18 protein-coding genes and 1 other annotated feature are annotated in these 17675 nt (G+C 35.7%); all 18 genes read right to left on the bottom strand.

Features of this window, described 5'->3' with window-relative positions; translation table 11 throughout:
* Positions 1-16 precede the first annotated feature (16 nt).
* Positions 17-2098 carry an elongation factor G gene (gene fusA, locus B2G86_RS09080; protein WP_078357783.1) on the bottom strand — a complete coding sequence of 694 codons (2082 nt, stop codon included), beginning with the start codon at positions 2096-2098 and terminating at the stop codon, positions 17-19.
* Positions 2099-2240: 142 nt separating this feature from the next.
* Positions 2241-2711, bottom strand: coding sequence for a 30S ribosomal protein S7 (rpsG, locus tag B2G86_RS09075; protein ID WP_078357782.1), 471 nt, complete (start codon positions 2709-2711; stop codon positions 2241-2243).
* An 85-nt stretch (positions 2712-2796) separates the two neighbouring features.
* Positions 2797-3219: a 30S ribosomal protein S12 gene (gene rpsL / locus B2G86_RS09070; protein ID WP_078357781.1), complete on the bottom strand. Its 423-nt coding sequence runs from the start codon at positions 3217-3219 to the stop codon at positions 2797-2799.
* 91 nt (positions 3220-3310) lie between these two features.
* A complete protein-coding gene (locus B2G86_RS09065; RefSeq protein ID WP_078357780.1) occupies positions 3311-3565 on the bottom strand; it encodes a ribosomal L7Ae/L30e/S12e/Gadd45 family protein in 255 nt (84 codons plus the stop codon).
* 135 nt (positions 3566-3700) lie between these two features.
* Entirely contained in the window at positions 3701-7318 is a 3618-nt protein-coding gene (gene rpoC, locus B2G86_RS09060; RefSeq protein ID WP_078357779.1) for a DNA-directed RNA polymerase subunit beta', read from the bottom strand.
* 100 nt (positions 7319-7418) lie between these two features.
* The gene (gene rpoB, locus B2G86_RS09055; RefSeq protein ID WP_078357778.1) at positions 7419-10973 is read right to left on the bottom strand and encodes a DNA-directed RNA polymerase subunit beta; all 3555 of its coding nucleotides are present in this window, start codon (positions 10971-10973) and stop codon (positions 7419-7421) included.
* Between the two features lie 206 nt (positions 10974-11179).
* Positions 11180-11788, bottom strand: coding sequence for a class I SAM-dependent methyltransferase (locus tag B2G86_RS09050; protein WP_078357777.1), 609 nt, complete (start codon positions 11786-11788; stop codon positions 11180-11182).
* 82 nt (positions 11789-11870) lie between these two features.
* Positions 11871-12233 (bottom strand): 50S ribosomal protein L7/L12, encoded by a 363-nt coding sequence (gene rplL, locus B2G86_RS09045; RefSeq protein ID WP_237687749.1) that lies wholly within the window; start codon positions 12231-12233, stop codon positions 11871-11873.
* A gap of 40 nt (positions 12234-12273) precedes the next feature.
* Positions 12274-12780, bottom strand: coding sequence for a 50S ribosomal protein L10 (gene rplJ, locus B2G86_RS09040; RefSeq protein ID WP_078357775.1), 507 nt, complete (start codon positions 12778-12780; stop codon positions 12274-12276).
* 43 nt (positions 12781-12823) lie between these two features.
* Positions 12824-12964: a sequence feature (ribosomal protein L10 leader region), on the bottom strand.
* A gap of 41 nt (positions 12965-13005) precedes the next feature.
* Positions 13006-13698: a 50S ribosomal protein L1 gene (gene rplA / locus B2G86_RS09035; protein WP_078357774.1), complete on the bottom strand. Its 693-nt coding sequence runs from the start codon at positions 13696-13698 to the stop codon at positions 13006-13008.
* Between the two features lie 115 nt (positions 13699-13813).
* Positions 13814-14236 (bottom strand): 50S ribosomal protein L11, encoded by a 423-nt coding sequence (gene rplK / locus B2G86_RS09030; RefSeq protein WP_025904858.1) that lies wholly within the window; start codon positions 14234-14236, stop codon positions 13814-13816.
* A gap of 147 nt (positions 14237-14383) precedes the next feature.
* On the bottom strand, positions 14384-14932 hold the full coding sequence (gene nusG, locus B2G86_RS09025; protein ID WP_078357773.1) for a transcription termination/antitermination protein NusG: 549 nt from the start codon (positions 14930-14932) through the stop codon (positions 14384-14386).
* Between the two features lie 14 nt (positions 14933-14946).
* Entirely contained in the window at positions 14947-15126 is a 180-nt protein-coding gene (gene secE, locus B2G86_RS09020; protein WP_025904856.1) for a preprotein translocase subunit SecE, read from the bottom strand.
* 14 nt (positions 15127-15140) lie between these two features.
* Positions 15141-15281 (bottom strand): 50S ribosomal protein L33, encoded by a 141-nt coding sequence (rpmG, locus tag B2G86_RS09015; RefSeq protein ID WP_078357772.1) that lies wholly within the window; start codon positions 15279-15281, stop codon positions 15141-15143.
* Between the two features lie 50 nt (positions 15282-15331).
* Positions 15332-15946 (bottom strand): hypothetical protein, encoded by a 615-nt coding sequence (locus B2G86_RS09010; RefSeq protein WP_078357771.1) that lies wholly within the window; start codon positions 15944-15946, stop codon positions 15332-15334.
* 79 nt (positions 15947-16025) lie between these two features.
* The gene (locus tag B2G86_RS09005) at positions 16026-16544 is read right to left on the bottom strand and encodes an NYN domain-containing protein (protein WP_078357770.1); all 519 of its coding nucleotides are present in this window, start codon (positions 16542-16544) and stop codon (positions 16026-16028) included.
* Positions 16544-17290: a 23S rRNA (guanosine(2251)-2'-O)-methyltransferase RlmB gene (gene rlmB / locus B2G86_RS09000; protein ID WP_078357769.1), complete on the bottom strand. Its 747-nt coding sequence runs from the start codon at positions 17288-17290 to the stop codon at positions 16544-16546. The genes B2G86_RS09005 and rlmB overlap by 1 nt, the downstream gene beginning before the upstream one ends.
* Positions 17283-17672: a Mini-ribonuclease 3 gene (locus B2G86_RS08995; RefSeq protein ID WP_237687753.1), complete on the bottom strand. Its 390-nt coding sequence runs from the start codon at positions 17670-17672 to the stop codon at positions 17283-17285. Before B2G86_RS08995 ends, rlmB begins: the two co-directional genes overlap by 8 nt.
* Between the last annotated feature and the right edge of the window lie 3 nt (positions 17673-17675).

The following is a 17675-nucleotide window of genomic DNA, read 5'->3' as shown; positions in this document are numbered from 1 at the left end:
TATTAAAGCGAATTTATTATTCACCTTTGTTTTTCTTGATAATTTCTTCTGAAATTGATTTAGGAACTTCTTCGTAGTGATCAAATACCATAGTATAAGTACCACGACCTTGAGTGTTAGAACGTAAGTTTGTAGCGTAACCGAACATTTCTGAAAGTGGAACAAATGCACGAACAACTTGAGCGTTACCGCGTGCTTCCATACCTTCAACACGTCCACGACGACTTGTTACGTCACCCATAATGTCACCCATGTACTCTTCAGGCATAACGATTTCAACTTTCATCATTGGCTCTAAGATTACTGGATCACATTTTTTAGCTGCTTCTCTAAGTGCTAATGATGCTGCTACTTTGAAGGCCATTTCTGATGAATCGACATCATGGTATGAACCGTCATAAAGTTTAGCTTTAACATCAACTAATGGATAACCAGCTAATACACCGTTTTCCATAGCATCTTTAAGACCAGCTTCAACTGATGGAATGTATTCACGAGGAACTACACCACCGACAACAGCGTTTTCGAATTCGAAACCGCCACCTTGTTCGTTAGGTGTGAATTCGATATGAACATCACCATATTGTCCACGTCCACCTGATTGACGAGAGAATTTACCTTGTACTTGAGCAGGTGTTTTGAACGTTTCACGGTAAGATACCATTGGCGCACCAACAGTACACTCAACTTTGAATTCACGTTTCATACGGTCTACTAAGATATCAAGATGTAATTCACCCATACCACCGATGATAACTTGTCCAGTTTCATGGTCAGTGTGTGCATGGAATGTTGGGTCTTCTTCTTGTAATTTAACTAACGCGTTAGTCATTTTATCTTGGTCAGCTTTAGATTTAGGTTCAACTGACAAGTGGATAACTGGTTCTGGGAATTCCATTGATTCTAAGATAATGTTATCTTTTTCATCACATAAAGTATCACCAGTTGCAGTATCTTTAAGACCTACAGCACCAGCAATGTCACCAGAATATACAGTAGAAATCTCTTCACGAGAGTTAGCGTGCATTTGTAGGATACGACCTACACGTTCACGTTTACCTTTAGTAGAGTTTCTTACGTATGAACCTGATTCCATTGTACCTGAATAAACACGGAAGAATGTTAATTTACCTACGAATGGGTCAGTCATTACTTTGAACGCTAATGCAGCAAAAGGTGCTGAGTCATCAGGTTTAGCAATTACTTCTTCTTCGTCATCGTCAGCTCTATGTCCAACAATTGGTTTAACATCTAATGGAGATGGTAGGTAATCAATAACTGAGTTCAACATTAATTGAACACCTTTGTTTTTGAATGCAGTACCACAAAGTACTGGGTAGAATTCAACGTCACAAGTAGCTTTACGGATAGCCGCTTTAAGCTCTTCGATTGAAATTTCTTCTCCACCTAAATATTTTTCCATTAATTCGTCATTTGATTCAGCTACAGCTTCAATTAAAGCTTCACGAGCTTCTTCAGCTTGTTGCTTATGAGATTCAGGAATTTCAACTTCTTCAATTTCAGTACCTAAATCGTTATTGTATTGGAAACATTTCATTTCTACTAAATCAATAATAGCGCTGAAATCATCTTCCGCACCGATTGGTAATTGAATTGGGTGAGCATTTGCTTGCAAACGATCATGTAATGTACCAACTGAATATTCAAAGTTCGCACCCATTTTATCCATTTTATTAATGAATACAATACGTGGTACTCCGTAAGTTGTAGCTTGACGCCAAACTGTTTCAGTTTGAGGTTCAACACCTGATTGTGCATCAAGTACAGTTACTGCACCATCAAGTACACGTAATGAACGTTCAACTTCAACAGTGAAGTCTACGTGTCCTGGTGTATCGATGATGTTTACACGGTGACCATCCCATTGTGCAGTAGTCGCAGCAGAAGTGATTGTAATACCACGCTCTTGCTCTTGTTCCATCCAGTCCATTTGTGAAGCACCTTCATGTGTTTCACCAATTTTATGGATACGGCCTGTGTAATAAAGAATACGTTCAGTAGTCGTTGTTTTACCAGCATCGATGTGTGCCATGATACCGATATTACGAGTGTTTTTCAAAGAAAAATCTCTTGCCATAGTATTCTTACTCCTTCCAAAATATTGGATATTTGGTTGTTGTTCGTATAGATACTTTGATACCCTAAGTGTTTAAAAAACTAGAGATGACCTTAAAAAAGGAATCTTTATGATTTTAACGCTTAGGGTCCTAAGTTCTATCTTACCAACGGTAATGAGCAAATGCTTTGTTAGCTTCTGCCATTTTGTGAGTATCTTCACGTTTCTTAACTGCGCCACCAGTATTGTTGGCAGCATCTAAGATTTCATTAGCTAAACGCTCTTCCATAGTTTTTTCACCACGAAGACGAGCATAGTTAACTAACCAACGTAAACCTAAAGTTGTACGACGCTCTGGACGTACTTCAACAGGTACTTGATAGTTTGAACCACCTACACGGCGAGCTTTAACTTCAAGTACAGGCATGATGTTGCTGATAGCTTCATCGAATACTTCGATTGCATCTTTACCTGAACGTTCTTGAACAAGTTCAAATGCTGAATAAAGAATTCTTTGAGCAGTACCACGTTTACCATCAAGCATGATTTTGTTGATTAATTTTGTTACTAATTTTGAGTTGTGAATTGGATCTGGTAATACATCTCTTTTTGCAACTGGACCTTTACGAGGCATAATCGTAATCCTCCTTCCTTATTATAAAGTTTATTTGATTTATCGTCATTTAAAAAACTGTTATTTACAGAAATTTAACGTTAGATTATTTTTTTGCAGCTTTTGGTTTTTTAGCACCATAAAGTGAACGGCTTTGCATACGACCGTCAACACCAGAAGTATCTAAAGCACCACGTACGATATGATAACGCACACCAGGTAAGTCTTTTACACGTCCACCACGAATAAGTACAACACTGTGTTCTTGTAAGTTATGGCCGATACCAGGGATATACGCGTTAACTTCGATGTTGTTTGATAAACGAACACGAGCATATTTACGTAAAGCTGAGTTAGGTTTTTTAGGTGTCATAGTTCCCACACGCGTACAAACACCACGTTTTTGTGGAGAGTATACAGTAGTCATTTTTTTCTTCATGCTATTGTAACCTCTGTTTAACGCTGGTGAGTTTGATTTTTGTGATTTACTAGTACGAGGTTTACGTACTAATTGGTTAATAGTAGGCATCTTTAATGTCCTCCTCTCTTCATTTCTTAATTCCACACATCCAGGTGGTTCATTTTAAGGCAAATAAAAATAGTAAGCACAGCTTACAAATTTATTTAAGCAATGCAACAACTGTCGCATTAACTTCTATTCCATAGTGCGATCCAAGTTCTTGTCTACTAGGACTATAACTTAACGGAACGCCTGTCTCAAATGCTAAAGTTAACACCCTAGACAAAATATGAATATTGACATCTTGAGCAATAATTACTTTACGTACCTCATGCTTCAATAATGCTTTAGTGGTTTGTTTTAAACCAATGACATAACTGTCTTGATTTAAGCTTAAGGCTTTTTCATTAGACATTTGATATCCTCCAAAGCGTCTGCTTTCATCAACCTTAACAATAATAACATCGTACAGTTTTAAAGTCAATATATTTCATGCCGTTTTTATAATAAAATATAAGCTGTTCTAGACACCTAGAACAGCCTATATATATTAGTCAGTAACGACTGGTTCTTCAGGTGAAACTTTCTTTTCAACTTTTTCAAAGTCAACACCAGTATATCTTCTCATACCTGTACCAGCAGGAATTAATTTACCGATGATAACATTTTCTTTAAGTCCAAGTAAGTTATCACGCTTACCTTTAATAGCAGCATCTGTAAGAACTCTTGTTGTTTCTTGGAATGAAGCTGCAGATAAGAAACTTTCTGTTTCTAGAGATGCTTTAGTAATACCAAGTAATACAGGTTTTGCAGTTGCTGGACGCTTACGCGTAGCAAATACTTCTCTGTTAGCATCAGTAAATGTATGAATATCAACTAATGCACCTGGTAATAATTTAGTATCCCCTGCTTCAATAATTCTAACTTTACGAAGCATTTGTCTAACCATAACTTCAACGTGTTTATCTGAAATTTCAACACCTTGCATACGGTAAACTTTTTGAACTTCTTTAAGTAGATATTTTTGAGTAGCATTTAAGCCTGCAACTGCTAATAATCCTTTAGGCTCAATTGAACCTTCAGTCATGACTTCACCACGTTCAACGTATTGTCCTTCTTCAACTTTAAGTCGAGAAGTACCAGGAGCGTTATAAGTACGGATTTCATTTTCGCCTTTAACTTTAATTTCTTGTTGACGATCTTTAACGATTGTTATTTCAGTTACTTCACCGTTAATTTCAGAAATTACCGCTTGACCTTTAGGATTACGCGCTTCAAATAACTCTTGAATACGAGGTAAACCTTGAGTAATATCGGCTCCTGCAACACCACCGGTATGGAATGTACGCATTGTAAGCTGAGTACCTGGTTCACCGATTGATTGTGCAGCAATTGTACCAACTGCTTCACCAACTTCAACTTGTTCACCAGTTGCTAAGTTCTTACCATAACATTTTTCACATACACCATGACGTGTGTTACAAGTAAATGCTGAACGGATATGCATTTCAGTAATACCAGCATCAACGATTATTTTAGCAATTTCTGCTGTAATAAGTTCGTTCACTTTAATAATTACTTCGTCCGTTTCAGGATGACGTAACGTTTCTTTAGAGTAACGACCTTCTATACGTTCAATAAATGGTTCAATTAGTTCTGAACCTTCTCTTATATCAGAAACTAGTAATCCTCGGTCAGTACCACAATCTTCTTCTCTAACGATAACATCTTGTGCTACGTCAACTAGACGACGTGTTAAGTAACCTGAATCGGCAGTTTTCAGCGCTGTATCGGCAAGACCTTTACGAGCACCGTGAGTAGAGATGAAGTATTCAAGTACTGTTAAACCTTCACGGAATGAAGATTTAATAGGTAACTCGATAATTCTACCAGATGGATTGGCCATCAAACCACGCATACCAGCTAACTGAGTGAAGTTAGATGCGTTACCACGCGCTCCTGAGTCACTCATCATAAAGATTGGGTTTAAGCTATCTAATGACATCATTAATTTAGCTTGAATATCATCTTTCGCTCTAGTCCAAATCTCGATAACAGCTGCATAACGTTCGCTTTCAGTAATTAAACCACGGCTGAATTGTTTTTGTACTTTATCTACTTTAATTTCTGCTTCTCCGATAATTTCTTGTTTCTCAGGAAGAACCACAATATCAGAAACACCAACTGTAATACCAGCACGAGATGAGTATTTAAATCCTAAATCCTTCATCTTATCTAGCATCATTGAAGTATCTGTAATATGGAATTTATTGAAGATTTCAGCAATGATTTGACCTAAGAATTTTTTGTTGAATGGTTTAACAAGTTCAACATCTTCTAGGTATTCAATCAAGCCACCTTCTGGAATATCAGTAGGTGAAACAAAGTATTTATCTGGTGTTGATTTTTCTAAATTGAAATTAGTCGGTTCATTTATATAAGGGAATGATTCCGGCATAATTTCATTAAAGATAACTTTACCAACAGATGTAATTAATAATTTGCTATTTTGTTCTTCAGTAAATGTTGGGTTCTTTAATGATTTTGCATGAACAGCTATACGAGAATGTAAATGTACATAGCCATTTACATAAGCTTTAATAACTTCATCTGTTTCACTAAAGATATCTCCAGCTCCTATTGCACCTTTACGCTCTAGAGTTAAGTAATAGTTACCTAATACCATATCTTGAGAAGGTGTAACAACTGGTTTACCATCTTTAGGGTTTAAAATGTTTTGTGCCGCAAGCATTAACATACGAGCTTCTGCTTGTGCTTCTTTTGATAATGGAACATGGACAGCCATTTGGTCACCATCAAAGTCAGCGTTATAAGCTGTTGTAACAAGTGGATGAAGTCTAATCGCACGACCTTCTACCAATGTAGGTTCAAATGCTTGAATACCTAAACGGTGAAGTGTTGGCGCACGGTTTAGTAATACAGGATGTTCTTTAATAACATCTTCAAGTACGTCCCAAACTTCTTCTTCCATTCTTTCGATTTTACCTTTTGCATTTTTGATGTTAGTAGCGATTTCACGTTCAACAAGTTCTTTCATAATGAAAGGTTTGAACAATTCAAGCGCCATTTCTTTTGGTAAACCACATTGGTACATTTTAAGGCTTGGTCCTACTACGATAACTGAACGACCTGAATAGTCAACACGTTTACCTAGTAAGTTTTGACGGAAACGACCTTGTTTACCTTTTAACATATGTGATAGTGATTTCAACGGACGGTTACCTGGACCTGTAACAGGACGACCACGACGACCATTGTCGATTAACGCATCTACAGCTTCTTGTAACATACGCTTTTCATTTTGTACGATAATACCAGGTGCACCTAAGTCTAATAAACGTTTCAAACGATTATTACGGTTGATGACACGACGGTATAAATCATTTAAATCACTTGTAGCAAAACGGCCACCATCTAATTGAACCATTGGACGAATTTCAGGTGGGATAATTGGTAACACATCTAAAATCATCCATGATGGATCATTACCAGAGTGACGGAATGATTCAACAACTTCTAAACGTTTGATTGCTCTAGTTAATCTTTGTCCAGTTGCTGATTCTAATTCTTCACGTAACACTTTCAGTTCTTTTTCTAAATCAATATCATTTAGTAAATCACGAATGGCTTCTGCACCCATTTTTGCTGTAAATTTACCAGGATATTTATCGTAGTATTCACGGAATTCACCTTCAGTTAATAATTGTTTCTTATCTAATCCAGTTGGACCTGGATCAATTACTGTATAAGAAGCAAAATATATAACTTCTTCAAGTGAACGTGGTGACATATCAAGTAATAGTCCCATACGACTAGGGATACCTTTGAAGTACCAAATATGAGAAACTGGTGCTGCTAATTCAATGTGCCCCATTCTTTCACGACGCACTTTTGATTTAGTAACTTCTACACCACATCTGTCACAAACCATGCCTTTATAACGTACTCTTTTATATTTACCACAACTACATTCCCAGTCCTTAGTTGGACCAAAAATTTTCTCACAGAATAAACCATCTCTTTCAGGTTTTAACGTACGGTAGTTAATTGTTTCTGGTTTCTTCACTTCACCAAATGACCAAGAACGAATCTTTTCAGGTGAAGCAAGTCCTATTTTCATGTAATGGAAATTATTTACATCAATCAAGGAGCCTACCTCCTTCAATTTAAATTAGTTGTGCCGGTTGATTGATAATGTATAACAAATGAAAAGCGCAAAGGTAATACCAAATGCGCTTTATTAACTTTTAATCAGTTACTTGTTGTCCTTCTATTGCTGCATCTTGTGAAACACCTAAATCAACTTTTTTGTCCATCATTTCTTCATCTTCTAAATCACGCATTTCGATTTCATTATCATGTTCGTCCATAACTTTAACGTCTAGACCTAAACTTTGTAATTCTTTCATTAATACGCGGAACGATTCAGGAACACCCGGTTTAGGGATGTTTTCACCTTTAACAATGGATTCATAAGTTTTAACACGACCTACAGTATCATCAGATTTATAAGTTAAAATCTCTTGTAAAGTATATGCAGCACCATATGCTTCAAGTGCCCATACCTCCATCTCACCAAAACGTTGTCCACCAAACTGAGCTTTACCGCCAAGTGGTTGTTGTGTAACTAGTGAGTATGGTCCAGTAGAACGTGCGTGTAATTTGTCATCTACCATGTGTGCAAGTTTAAGCATATACATAACACCTACAGATACACGGTTATCAAACGGTTCACCAGTACGACCATCGTAAAGTACAGTTTTACCATCACGAGCCATACCTGCTTCTTCAATAGTTGACCAAACATCATCATCGTTTGCACCATCAAATACTGGTGAAGCAACATGAATACCTAAATTCTTAGCTGCCATTCCAAGATGAAGTTCTAACACTTGTCCGATATTCATACGAGAAGGTACACCTAATGGGTTTAACATGATATCAATTGGTGTTCCGTCTGGTAAATAAGGCATATCTTCTTCAGGTAAGATACGAGAAATAACACCTTTGTTACCATGTCGACCACACATTTTATCTCCGACATGTATTTTACGTTTTTGAACGATGTATACACGTACTAATTGGTTAACACCAGGAGATAATGAATCATCGCCTTCTTCTCTATTGAACACTTTAACATCTAATACAATACCACCTGCACCATGAGGTACACGTAATGAAGTATCACGAACTTCACGAGCTTTTTCACCAAAGATTGCATGTAATAATCTTTCTTCAGCAGTTAGTTCTGTTACACCTTTAGGCGTTACTTTACCAACTAGAATATCTCCGTCTTTAACTTCTGCACCAACATAGATAATACCTCGATCGTCTAAGTTTTTAAGTGCATTGTCAGAAACGTTTGGAATATCACGTGTAATTTCTTCAGGTCCTAATTTAGTATCACGAGCCTCTGATTCATATTCTTCAACGTGAATTGAAGTGTAAACGTCATCTTTAACTAAACGTTCACTCATGATTACAGCATCCTCGTAGTTATAACCATCCCAAGTCATGAAACCAACAACTACGTTACGACCAAGTGCCATTTCACCTAGTTCCATTGAAGGACCATCAGCTAAAATTTCACCTTTAGTAACGATATCGCCACTAGCAATAATTGGACGTTGGTTATAACAAGTACCAGAGTTACTACGTTTGAATTTAGATAATGGATAACGGTCTAATTCCGTTTCAATTTCTTTACCATTTTCTTCAACAATACGTCTAACAAGAATTTCTTTAGCTTCAACGTGTTCAACTCTACCTTTATATTTCGCAACAACAGCTGCACCGGAGTCACGAGCAGTTACGTGTTCCATACCAGTACCAACAAATGGTGCTTCTGGATTCATTAAAGGTACTGCTTGACGTTGCATGTTTGCACCCATAAGCGCACGGTTAGAGTCATCGTTTTCTAAGAAAGGAATACATGCTGTCGCAGCAGAAACAACTTGTTTAGGTGAAACGTCCATGTAATCCATACGTTCTTTCGGTTTCGTAGTATTATCCCCACGGAAACGACAAAGTACTTCATCATCAACGAATTTACCAGTTTCATCTAATACTGAGTTTGCTTGCGCAACAACATAACTATCTTCTTCGTCAGCTGTTAAATAGTCAATTCTGTCAGTAACTTGGTTTGTTTCTATATTAACCTTACGATAAGGTGTTTCAATAAATCCAAATTCATTTACTCTCGCATAACTTGATAAAGAGTTAATTAAACCAATGTTTGGTCCCTCAGGTGTCTCGATAGGACACATACGACCATAGTGAGAGTAGTGAACGTCACGTACTTCCATACCAGCACGTTCACGAGTTAAACCGCCGGGTCCAAGAGCTGATAGACGACGTTTATGCGTCAACTCGGCTAATGGGTTTGCTTGGTCCATGAATTGTGATAATTGAGAGCTACCAAAGAATTCTTTAATAGATGCAATTACTGGACGAATATTTATTAATTGTTGAGGTGTGATTGAATCAGTATCTTGAATTGACATACGTTCACGTACTACACGTTCCATACGTGATAAACCAATTCTGAATTGGTTTTGTAATAATTCGCCTACTGAACGTAAACGACGGTTACCTAAATGGTCAATATCATCTGTATAACCTACACCATGTAACAAGTTAAAGAAATATGATAATGAAGAAATTATATCTGCTGGCGTAATACACTTAACAGCTTCATCAGGGAATGCATTACCGATTACTGTTGTTGTACGTTTTTCTTCATCACCAGGGATATATATTTTAACAGCTTGTACTTCAACTGGTTCATCTAATACACCGCTATTTAATTCATATACATGAATATTAGCGTTAGATTCTAAAACGTCGATAATTTTATCTAAGTTACGACGGTCTAGTACAGTACCTTCTTCAGCTGCAATTTCACCTGTTTCAACATCAACAATAGGCTCAGCTAAAGTTTGATTGAATAAACGATGTTTAAGGTGTAATTTTTTGTTCATTTTATAACGACCAACGCTTGCTAAGTCATAACGTTTTGGGTCGAAGAAACGTGAATATAATAAACTTTTAGCGTTTTCTACTGTTGGTGGTTCTCCTGGACGTAAACGCTCATAGATTTCAAGCAATGCTTGATCCGTTGTTTCAGTATTATCTTTGTTCAAAGCATTTCTAAGGTATTCATTGTCACCAAGTAAATCAATGATTTCTTGATCTGATGAGAAGCCTAATGCACGGACTAATACTGTGATTGGTAATTTACGAGTTCTGTCTATTCTTACGTAAGGAACATCTTTTGCATCTGTTTCATACTCCAACCATGCACCACGGTTAGGAATTACAGTAGTTCCAAAACTCACTTTACCGTTTTTATCAACTTTTTCATTGAAATAAACGGAAGGTGAACGTACAAGTTGAGATACAATAACACGTTCTGCACCATTAATTACAAAAGTACCTGTGTCAGTCATTAATGGGAAATCACCCATAAATACTTCTTGGTCTTTTACTTCGCCTGTTTCTTTATTGATTAAACGGACTTTAACACGTAATGGCGCAGCGTATGTCGCATCACGGTTTTTAGACTCCTCTAAATCATACTTCGGTTCACCTAAACGGTAATCTACGAATTCTAAAGATAGGTTACCTGTAAAGTCATCAATTGGAGAAATGTCTCGGAACATTTCAAGTAAACCTTCTTTAAGAAACCATTCATATGATTTCGTTTGAATCTCGATTAAGTTAGGTAGTTCTAAAATCTCGGAAATTCTCGCATAACTTCTACGAACACGATGTCTTCCATACTGGATAAGTTGACCTGTCAACAGATTCACCCCTCAAATATTGTGAATATAACTTTGCGTCTTACAAAATAAATATAATAAGACAAAAAGAAAACGGAAAGTCAATGATTCCATTTTCTATTTCGTACGACTTATTCCTAACATTCAATTAAGGGCGACGCAAAAGTACACACTTATTGAATATAATTTTTAACATTCTATTACTATATCAGAACAAAACAGCAAAATCAAGCTTTTACACTTTTTAAAATGTAATAACCCTTGCTTTTTTCTATTGTTTCTGCATTACCATAAAGATCTTGCATTTTCTTCTTTGCAGAAGGCATGCCTTGTTTCTTTTGAATTACGACCCAAAGCTCTCCACCACTAGATAATACGTCATTACTTTGTTCAAGTATTTGATGCACAATTTCTTTTCCAGCTCTTATTGGAGGATTTGTTAATACACAATCGAATTTTAAATCTAAGACAGCATCTAAACAATTACTAACTTGTATATTTGCATTACTTATTTTATTAGATTTTTGGTTATCTTTCGCTAAATCTAATGCACGTTCATTAACATCCACTAACGTTATTTCGCTGTATGGAAGTACTTTTGCACACATTAAACCTATCGGACCATAACCACAACCTACATCCAATATTTTCTTTTTAGGACCAGGGGGATTTGCATTTAAAAAAGTAGAAATCAACAAATCAGATCCAAAATCTATTTTCCCTTTCGAAAATACACCATGATCCGTTTGAAGTGAGAGTTTGTTGTCGCGATAGAAATAATCGAAATTTTCTCGTTCCGACTTCACATTTGGATCATTATCAAAATAATGACTCATTACGCCACCTCTTTATCGCATTTAATGAGTAAAGAAAAACCCGTTATCATGATAATAACGGGTTTTTGATTTAATACAGAAATTATTTTACTTCTACAGATGCGCCAACTTCTTCTAATTTTTCTTTTAAAGCTTCAGCGTCTTCTTTAGATAAACCTTCTTTAACAACTTTAGGAGCGTTGTCTACGATTTCTTTAGCTTCTTTTAAGCCTAAACCAGTTACTTCTTTAACTGCTTTAACAACTTTAATTTTTGAATCTCCAGCTGAAGTTAATTCAACGTCAAATTCAGTTTGTTCAGCTGCTGCGTCTCCACCAGCTGCGCCAGCTGCTGCTACAGGAGCTGCTGCTGTTACACCAAATTCTTCTTCAATAGCTTTTACTAAGTCATTTAATTCTAATACTGACATTTCTTTAATTGCTTCGATAATTTTTTCATTAGACATGATATATATCCTCCATTAATTAATTTTATTTGTTGCTGAATTATTCAGCACTTTCTTCTTTTTGTTCTCCAACAGCTTTAACTGCATAAGCAAAGTTACGAACTGGAGCTTGTAATACAGATAGTAACATTGATACAAGACCATCTTTTGATGGTAATGAACCGATTGTGTTAACTTCTTCTGCAGTAACAACTTGTCCTTCAATAACACCTGCTTTGATTTCTAAAGCTTCGTTTTGTTTAGCGAAGTCAGCAAGAATTTTCGCTGGTTCAACTACTTCTTCATTTGAAAAAGCAATTGCGTTAGGACCAGTTAGTGATTCTTCTAAACCTTCGATTCCAGCAGCTTCAGCAGCACGACGAACTAAAGTATTTTTGTAAACTTTATATTCGATTCCAGCTTCACGTAATTGTTTACGTAATTCAGTAACTTGTGCAACTGTTAAACCACGGTAATCCACAACAATTGTTGAAACAGAATTTTTAAATTGTTCAGTAATTAAATCAACTTTTTGTTGTTTCACTTCAACGATTTTTGAGTTAGACATCTTTACACCTCCATATTATTTATCACGTGCTTTTATGATGAGGTATCTCAACAAAAAAGCACTTTTTACCCACGGCAAAAAGTGCTTGAAATTTATACGTTCAAGTCAATTTAGGCCTCGGTAGGATTAACTTTTAAGTCCAAAAATGAACTCCTACTGTCTTAGGTTAAATATTACACATCCAAAACTATAACGCGTTTTGGACGTGAAGTCAATATATTTATATTATAATTTAAAGCTAGAAGTATCAACTTTGATACCAGGGCCCATTGTTGTTGTAACAGCAACAGACTTGAAGTAAGTACCTTTAGATGATGCTGGTTTAGCTTTTGTTAATGTATCTTGAATTGTTTTGAAGTTATCAACTAATTGTTGTTCATCAAATGATACTTTACCAATAGAAGCATGAACAATACCAGATTTTTCAGCACGGTATTCTACTTTACCTGCTTTAATTTCTGCTACTGCTTTTTTGATATCCATAGTAACTGTACCAGTTTTAGGGTTTGGCATTAAACCTTTAGGTCCTAATACACGACCAAGTTTACCAACTTCACCCATCATATCAGGTGTAGCAACGATTACATCAAAGTCGAACCAACCTTGGTTGATTTTATTAATGTACTCTTCACCTACATAATCTGCTCCAGCTTCTTCTGCTTCTTTGATTTTATCGCCTTTAGCGAATACTAATACACGTTGAGTTTTACCAGTTCCGTGTGGTAATACTACAGCACCACGGATTTGTTGGTCATTTTTACGAGTATCAATACCTAAACGAAATGCAACTTCAACAGATGCATCAAAGTTAACAGTACTTGTTTCTTTTGCTAATTTGATTGCTTCTTCTACAGCGTAAGCTGAAGTACGATCAACTTTAGCAATTGCTTCTTGATACTTTTTACCTTTTTTAGCCATATTGTTTTTCCTCCTTTAGTGGTTTTAGCGGAATGTTACCTCCCACGTGCATTGCCATCAAGACAATGCAATAGCAGACAGCGAAATAGCCGCCTGCTTAAACTTCAATACTTAATTATTCTACGACAATACCCATGCTACGTGCAGTACCTTCAACGATACGCATAGCTGCTTCTTCAGATGCCGCGTTTAAGTCAGGCATTTTAGTGTTAGCAATTTCACGTACTTGATCTTGAGTTACTGTTGCAACTTTAGTTTTGTTAGGTTCACCTGAACCTTTTTCTACTTTAGCTGCTTTTTTAAGTAATACTGCTGCAGGTGGTGTCTTAGTGATGAAAGTAAATGAACGATCTTCAAATACTGTAATTTCAACTGGAATGATTAAACCTGCTTGCTCTTGTGTACGAGCGTTGAATTCTTTACAGAATCCCATAATATTCACACCGGCTTGACCTAATGCAGGACCAACTGGTGGTGCTGGGTTTGCTTTACCTGCAGGAATTTGCAATTTAACTACTTTAACTACTTTTTTAGCCACGATGTGCACCTCCTTGATATCGTGATGTGGTCATGGGGTAATGATATTTTACCCTCCCACTCTTCATTTCATAATGAAATGGTTGCGCATAGTCCGAGCGCGACCTTTAAATAATAACATTGAAAATTAGGAATTTCAAGTGTTTTTTTACAACTTTTCAATTTGGTCGAATTCTACTTCAACCGGCGTTTCTCTACCGAACATGTCAACAAGTACAGTTAGTTTATACTTTTCAACATCTATTTCTTTTATTTCGCCAACTTGGTTATTGAATGGACCGCTTGTTACACGAACTTGTTCTCCTAGTTCAACTTCAACATCGACTGTTTTTTCTGACATACCCATTTGTTTTAAAATGAATTTCGCTTCATCATGTAACAATGGATTAGGTTTAGAACCTGCACCAGCAGATCCAACAAATCCTGTAACACCTGGTGTGTTTCTAACAATATACCATGATTCATCAGTCATAATTAGTTCTACTAATACATAACCTGGAAATGTCTTCTTAATTTGTGTTTTGGCTTTACCATCTTTAATAGAAGTTTCTTCCTCTTCTGGAATTACAACTCTAAAGATTTGTTCTTGCATGTTCATTGTATCAACACGTTTTTCAAGGTTAGTTTTTACTTTGTTTTCATAACCTGAATAAGTGTGGACTGCGTACCATCGTTTAGCGCCTGTATCTTCTGACATTTTGCCACTCCTTACTATCTAATCAAATTAATTAATTCTGTAATTCCTAAATCTAGTGCATAGAAAAAGATTAAGAAAAAGATTACTGTGCACACTACTATTGTTGTATATTTAACAAGTTCTTTGCCTGTTGGCCAACTTGTTTTCTGCATTTCTGATTTTACGCCTTGAAAGAAGTTTTCTTTTTTAGCCATTGATTTTCCTCCTTTTAGATGGATTCTTTATGCAATGTATGCGTATTACAAGTTTTACAAAACTTTTTTAGCTCTAAACGGTTATCTGTATCTTTTTTTGGGACTGTATAATTCCTAGCTCCGCATTTTTCGCAATTTAAAGGGACTTTTCTCATCTTATCACCTAATTCATTCTAATCCTAGATTAATATACAAAACAAAACACCTAATTGTCAAACAGAGCTGAATTAAATTCAGCTCTATTGAACTTCTTTTTTAATCGGTATTGTGCGTTATATATATGTTTCACAGGTACATCGAGTTCATTTGAGATTTCTTTTTTCGTTCTTCCTTGCAAAGTTAATTTTACTACGCTTTCTTCCATTTTAGTTAACTTTTTTCGTTCCATTAAATATATTAGTGTACTTTCTGTTAACAGCATCTCTTCAAATGACTGAGCTTTAGTATCATAAATACGCTCTACTAAACTATACGCTTCTTTTTTATTTTCATCTATACTGAGCGACTCTGTATGCAGTTTATACTTTTCGCTTTTCATTTTACGTATATAATCAATCTTAGCATTTTTAATAATAACGTTCACACAATGCACAAAAGAATCATCTTGTTGGCAATCAAAAGTCAGTACTTGTTTATATATTTTATATCTGATAACTTGCGCGATATCTTCTTTATCTTCATGAGTTAAACTTAAAGTATTCAACCTTTTAGTAATGTCTTTTTCAAAAACGTTTAACAACTGGCTAAACACTTCTGTATTCCCTTGTTGTATAGCATGAATCCATTTTAGAAGTTGCTTATCTGTAAATATGTCATTCATGATGTTCATTCCTTATCATAGGTGTTGACCATATTTTACAGAGCGCTATACTTTTTAATCAAACTTCAAAAAATAAAGTTTACTTGTGATTTCGTCGCCATTTTTCAAATTGTTCTAATACTTCATCTGGTAAGTCCAACCTGTTTCTAGGTGTTTTTGTTTCTATTTCGGATAACCGCTTCGTAATTACAGATTCTTGGTTAGCAATCGTTGACCACATTTCTCTTGAAGAAATTCTATATGCTCCTGAACCGAAAATAGCATGTTGCTCACTCATATCACTTGTTACGACGGTTATATGTGTAATGTGCTTACGATATAGTTCGTATGTTAATTTTTCAATGTAGCTGTCCGCAGTTTCTTTACCTTTTGTGTAAACAACTTTTACGCCGTGTTTAATTTCAATAGATTCTGTACCCTCTACTCCATAAGCATCAAAAACAACAATCATTTCACCATCATGTTGTGTATTGTAATTAATAAGTGTGATTAACAGTTTATCTCTTGCTTCTTCTAAAGAAACTTGAGCAATTGAAGATAATTCGTTTGACTGTCCTATTAAATTATAGCCATCGATAATTAAATAGATATCTTTCATTACGACTGACCTATAGGGTGCCTTTTTCGGTAAACTTCATACATTAATAGACTTGCTGCAACTGATGCATTAAGGCTGTTAACATGACCAACCATTGGTAATTTAATATAAAAATCACACTTTTCTTTAACTAATCGACTCATGCCTTCACCTTCACTACCAATAACAATCAATAGCGGCATTCCAGCATCCATTTGACGATAATCTGTTGCATTCTGTGCATCCGTACCTGCAACCCAATATCCTACTTCTTGAAGACGTTCAATTGTTTGTGGCAAATTCGTAACTCGAATCACTGGAACATGTTGAATAGCACCAGTTGATGCTTTAGCTACAGTTGCATTTAATTGAACTGACCTTCTTTTCGGTATGATAATTCCATCAATACCGATAGCATCAGCAGTTCTCATAATTGACCCTAAATTATGTGGATCTTCCAAACCATCTAACATTAATAGACAAGGTTGGTGGTCAATATCTTTCGTTTCTGAAATAAAATCTTCCAATTCCTTATAAGGATACGGTGCAATCTGTGCCGCAATACCTTGATGAGGAACATCTGTTAAATAATCAATTTTTGATTTAGGAACAGTCTGAACAACAATTTTTTCAGATTTTGCAAGTTTTAAAATCTCACCGATTTGTTTCTTATTGATGCCTTCTTGAATAAGCACTTTATTAATTGTGTGCCCTGAAGTTATCGCTTCTTTTACTGCATGTCTACCAACAATAACTGATTCATCCATTTGTACTCACCCTTTCTTCTGTAATTTCAATCATTTTATTAACTAATTCTTCTAGACGCTCTATTTCATCTATCAAAAACAAATATCCAATAACCGCTTCAATTGCCGAACTTTTTCTATAAGTTTGAATGTCGGTATTTTTAGCTTTAGTATGACTTTTCGCATTTCGACCACGTTGTATGATTTCTAACTCTTCTTCATTAAAGAATGATTCTTCTATCAATACATTAAGTACATATGCTTGTCCTTTTGCTGAAACATATTGTTTTGACAATTGATGGAGACGATTCGGCTTGCCTTTAATTTTAAGGATAATATGTTTTCTAACATAAGTGTCTAAAATAGAATCTCCCATATAAGCTAAAGATAAAGGATTTAACATTTT

Source organism: Mammaliicoccus fleurettii, assembly GCF_002018435.1.
Classification (GTDB): domain Bacteria; phylum Bacillota; class Bacilli; order Staphylococcales; family Staphylococcaceae; genus Mammaliicoccus; species Mammaliicoccus fleurettii.
This window is presented reverse-complemented; position numbering and strand designations above follow the sequence as displayed.

Coding starts and splice junctions, on each gene's coding strand:
- secE (WP_025904856.1), bottom strand. CDS start 15,126: ATGGCTAAAAAAGAAAACTTCTTTCAAGGCGTAAAATCAGAAATGCAG.
- rpsL (WP_078357781.1), bottom strand. CDS start 3,219: ATGCCTACTATTAACCAATTAGTACGTAAACCTCGTACTAGTAAATCA.
- fusA (WP_078357783.1), bottom strand. CDS start 2,098: ATGGCAAGAGATTTTTCTTTGAAAAACACTCGTAATATCGGTATCATG.
- rplJ (WP_078357775.1), bottom strand. CDS start 12,780: ATGTCTAACTCAAAAATCGTTGAAGTGAAACAACAAAAAGTTGATTTA.
- B2G86_RS09050 (WP_078357777.1), bottom strand. CDS start 11,788: ATGAGTCATTATTTTGATAATGATCCAAATGTGAAGTCGGAACGAGAA.
- rpmG (WP_078357772.1), bottom strand. CDS start 15,281: ATGAGAAAAGTCCCTTTAAATTGCGAAAAATGCGGAGCTAGGAATTAT.
- rlmB (WP_078357769.1), bottom strand. CDS start 17,290: ATGGATGAATCAGTTATTGTTGGTAGACATGCAGTAAAAGAAGCGATA.
- B2G86_RS09010 (WP_078357771.1), bottom strand. CDS start 15,946: ATGAATGACATATTTACAGATAAGCAACTTCTAAAATGGATTCATGCT.
- B2G86_RS08995 (WP_237687753.1), bottom strand. CDS start 17,672: ATGTTAAATCCTTTATCTTTAGCTTATATGGGAGATTCTATTTTAGAC.
- B2G86_RS09005 (WP_078357770.1), bottom strand. CDS start 16,544: ATGAAAGATATCTATTTAATTATCGATGGCTATAATTTAATAGGACAG.
- nusG (WP_078357773.1), bottom strand. CDS start 14,932: ATGTCAGAAGATACAGGCGCTAAACGATGGTACGCAGTCCACACTTAT.
- B2G86_RS09065 (WP_078357780.1), bottom strand. CDS start 3,565: ATGTCTAATGAAAAAGCCTTAAGCTTAAATCAAGACAGTTATGTCATT.
- rplL (WP_237687749.1), bottom strand. CDS start 12,233: ATGTCTAATGAAAAAATTATCGAAGCAATTAAAGAAATGTCAGTATTA.
- rpsG (WP_078357782.1), bottom strand. CDS start 2,711: ATGCCTCGTAAAGGTCCAGTTGCAAAAAGAGATGTATTACCAGATCCA.
- rplA (WP_078357774.1), bottom strand. CDS start 13,698: ATGGCTAAAAAAGGTAAAAAGTATCAAGAAGCAATTGCTAAAGTTGAT.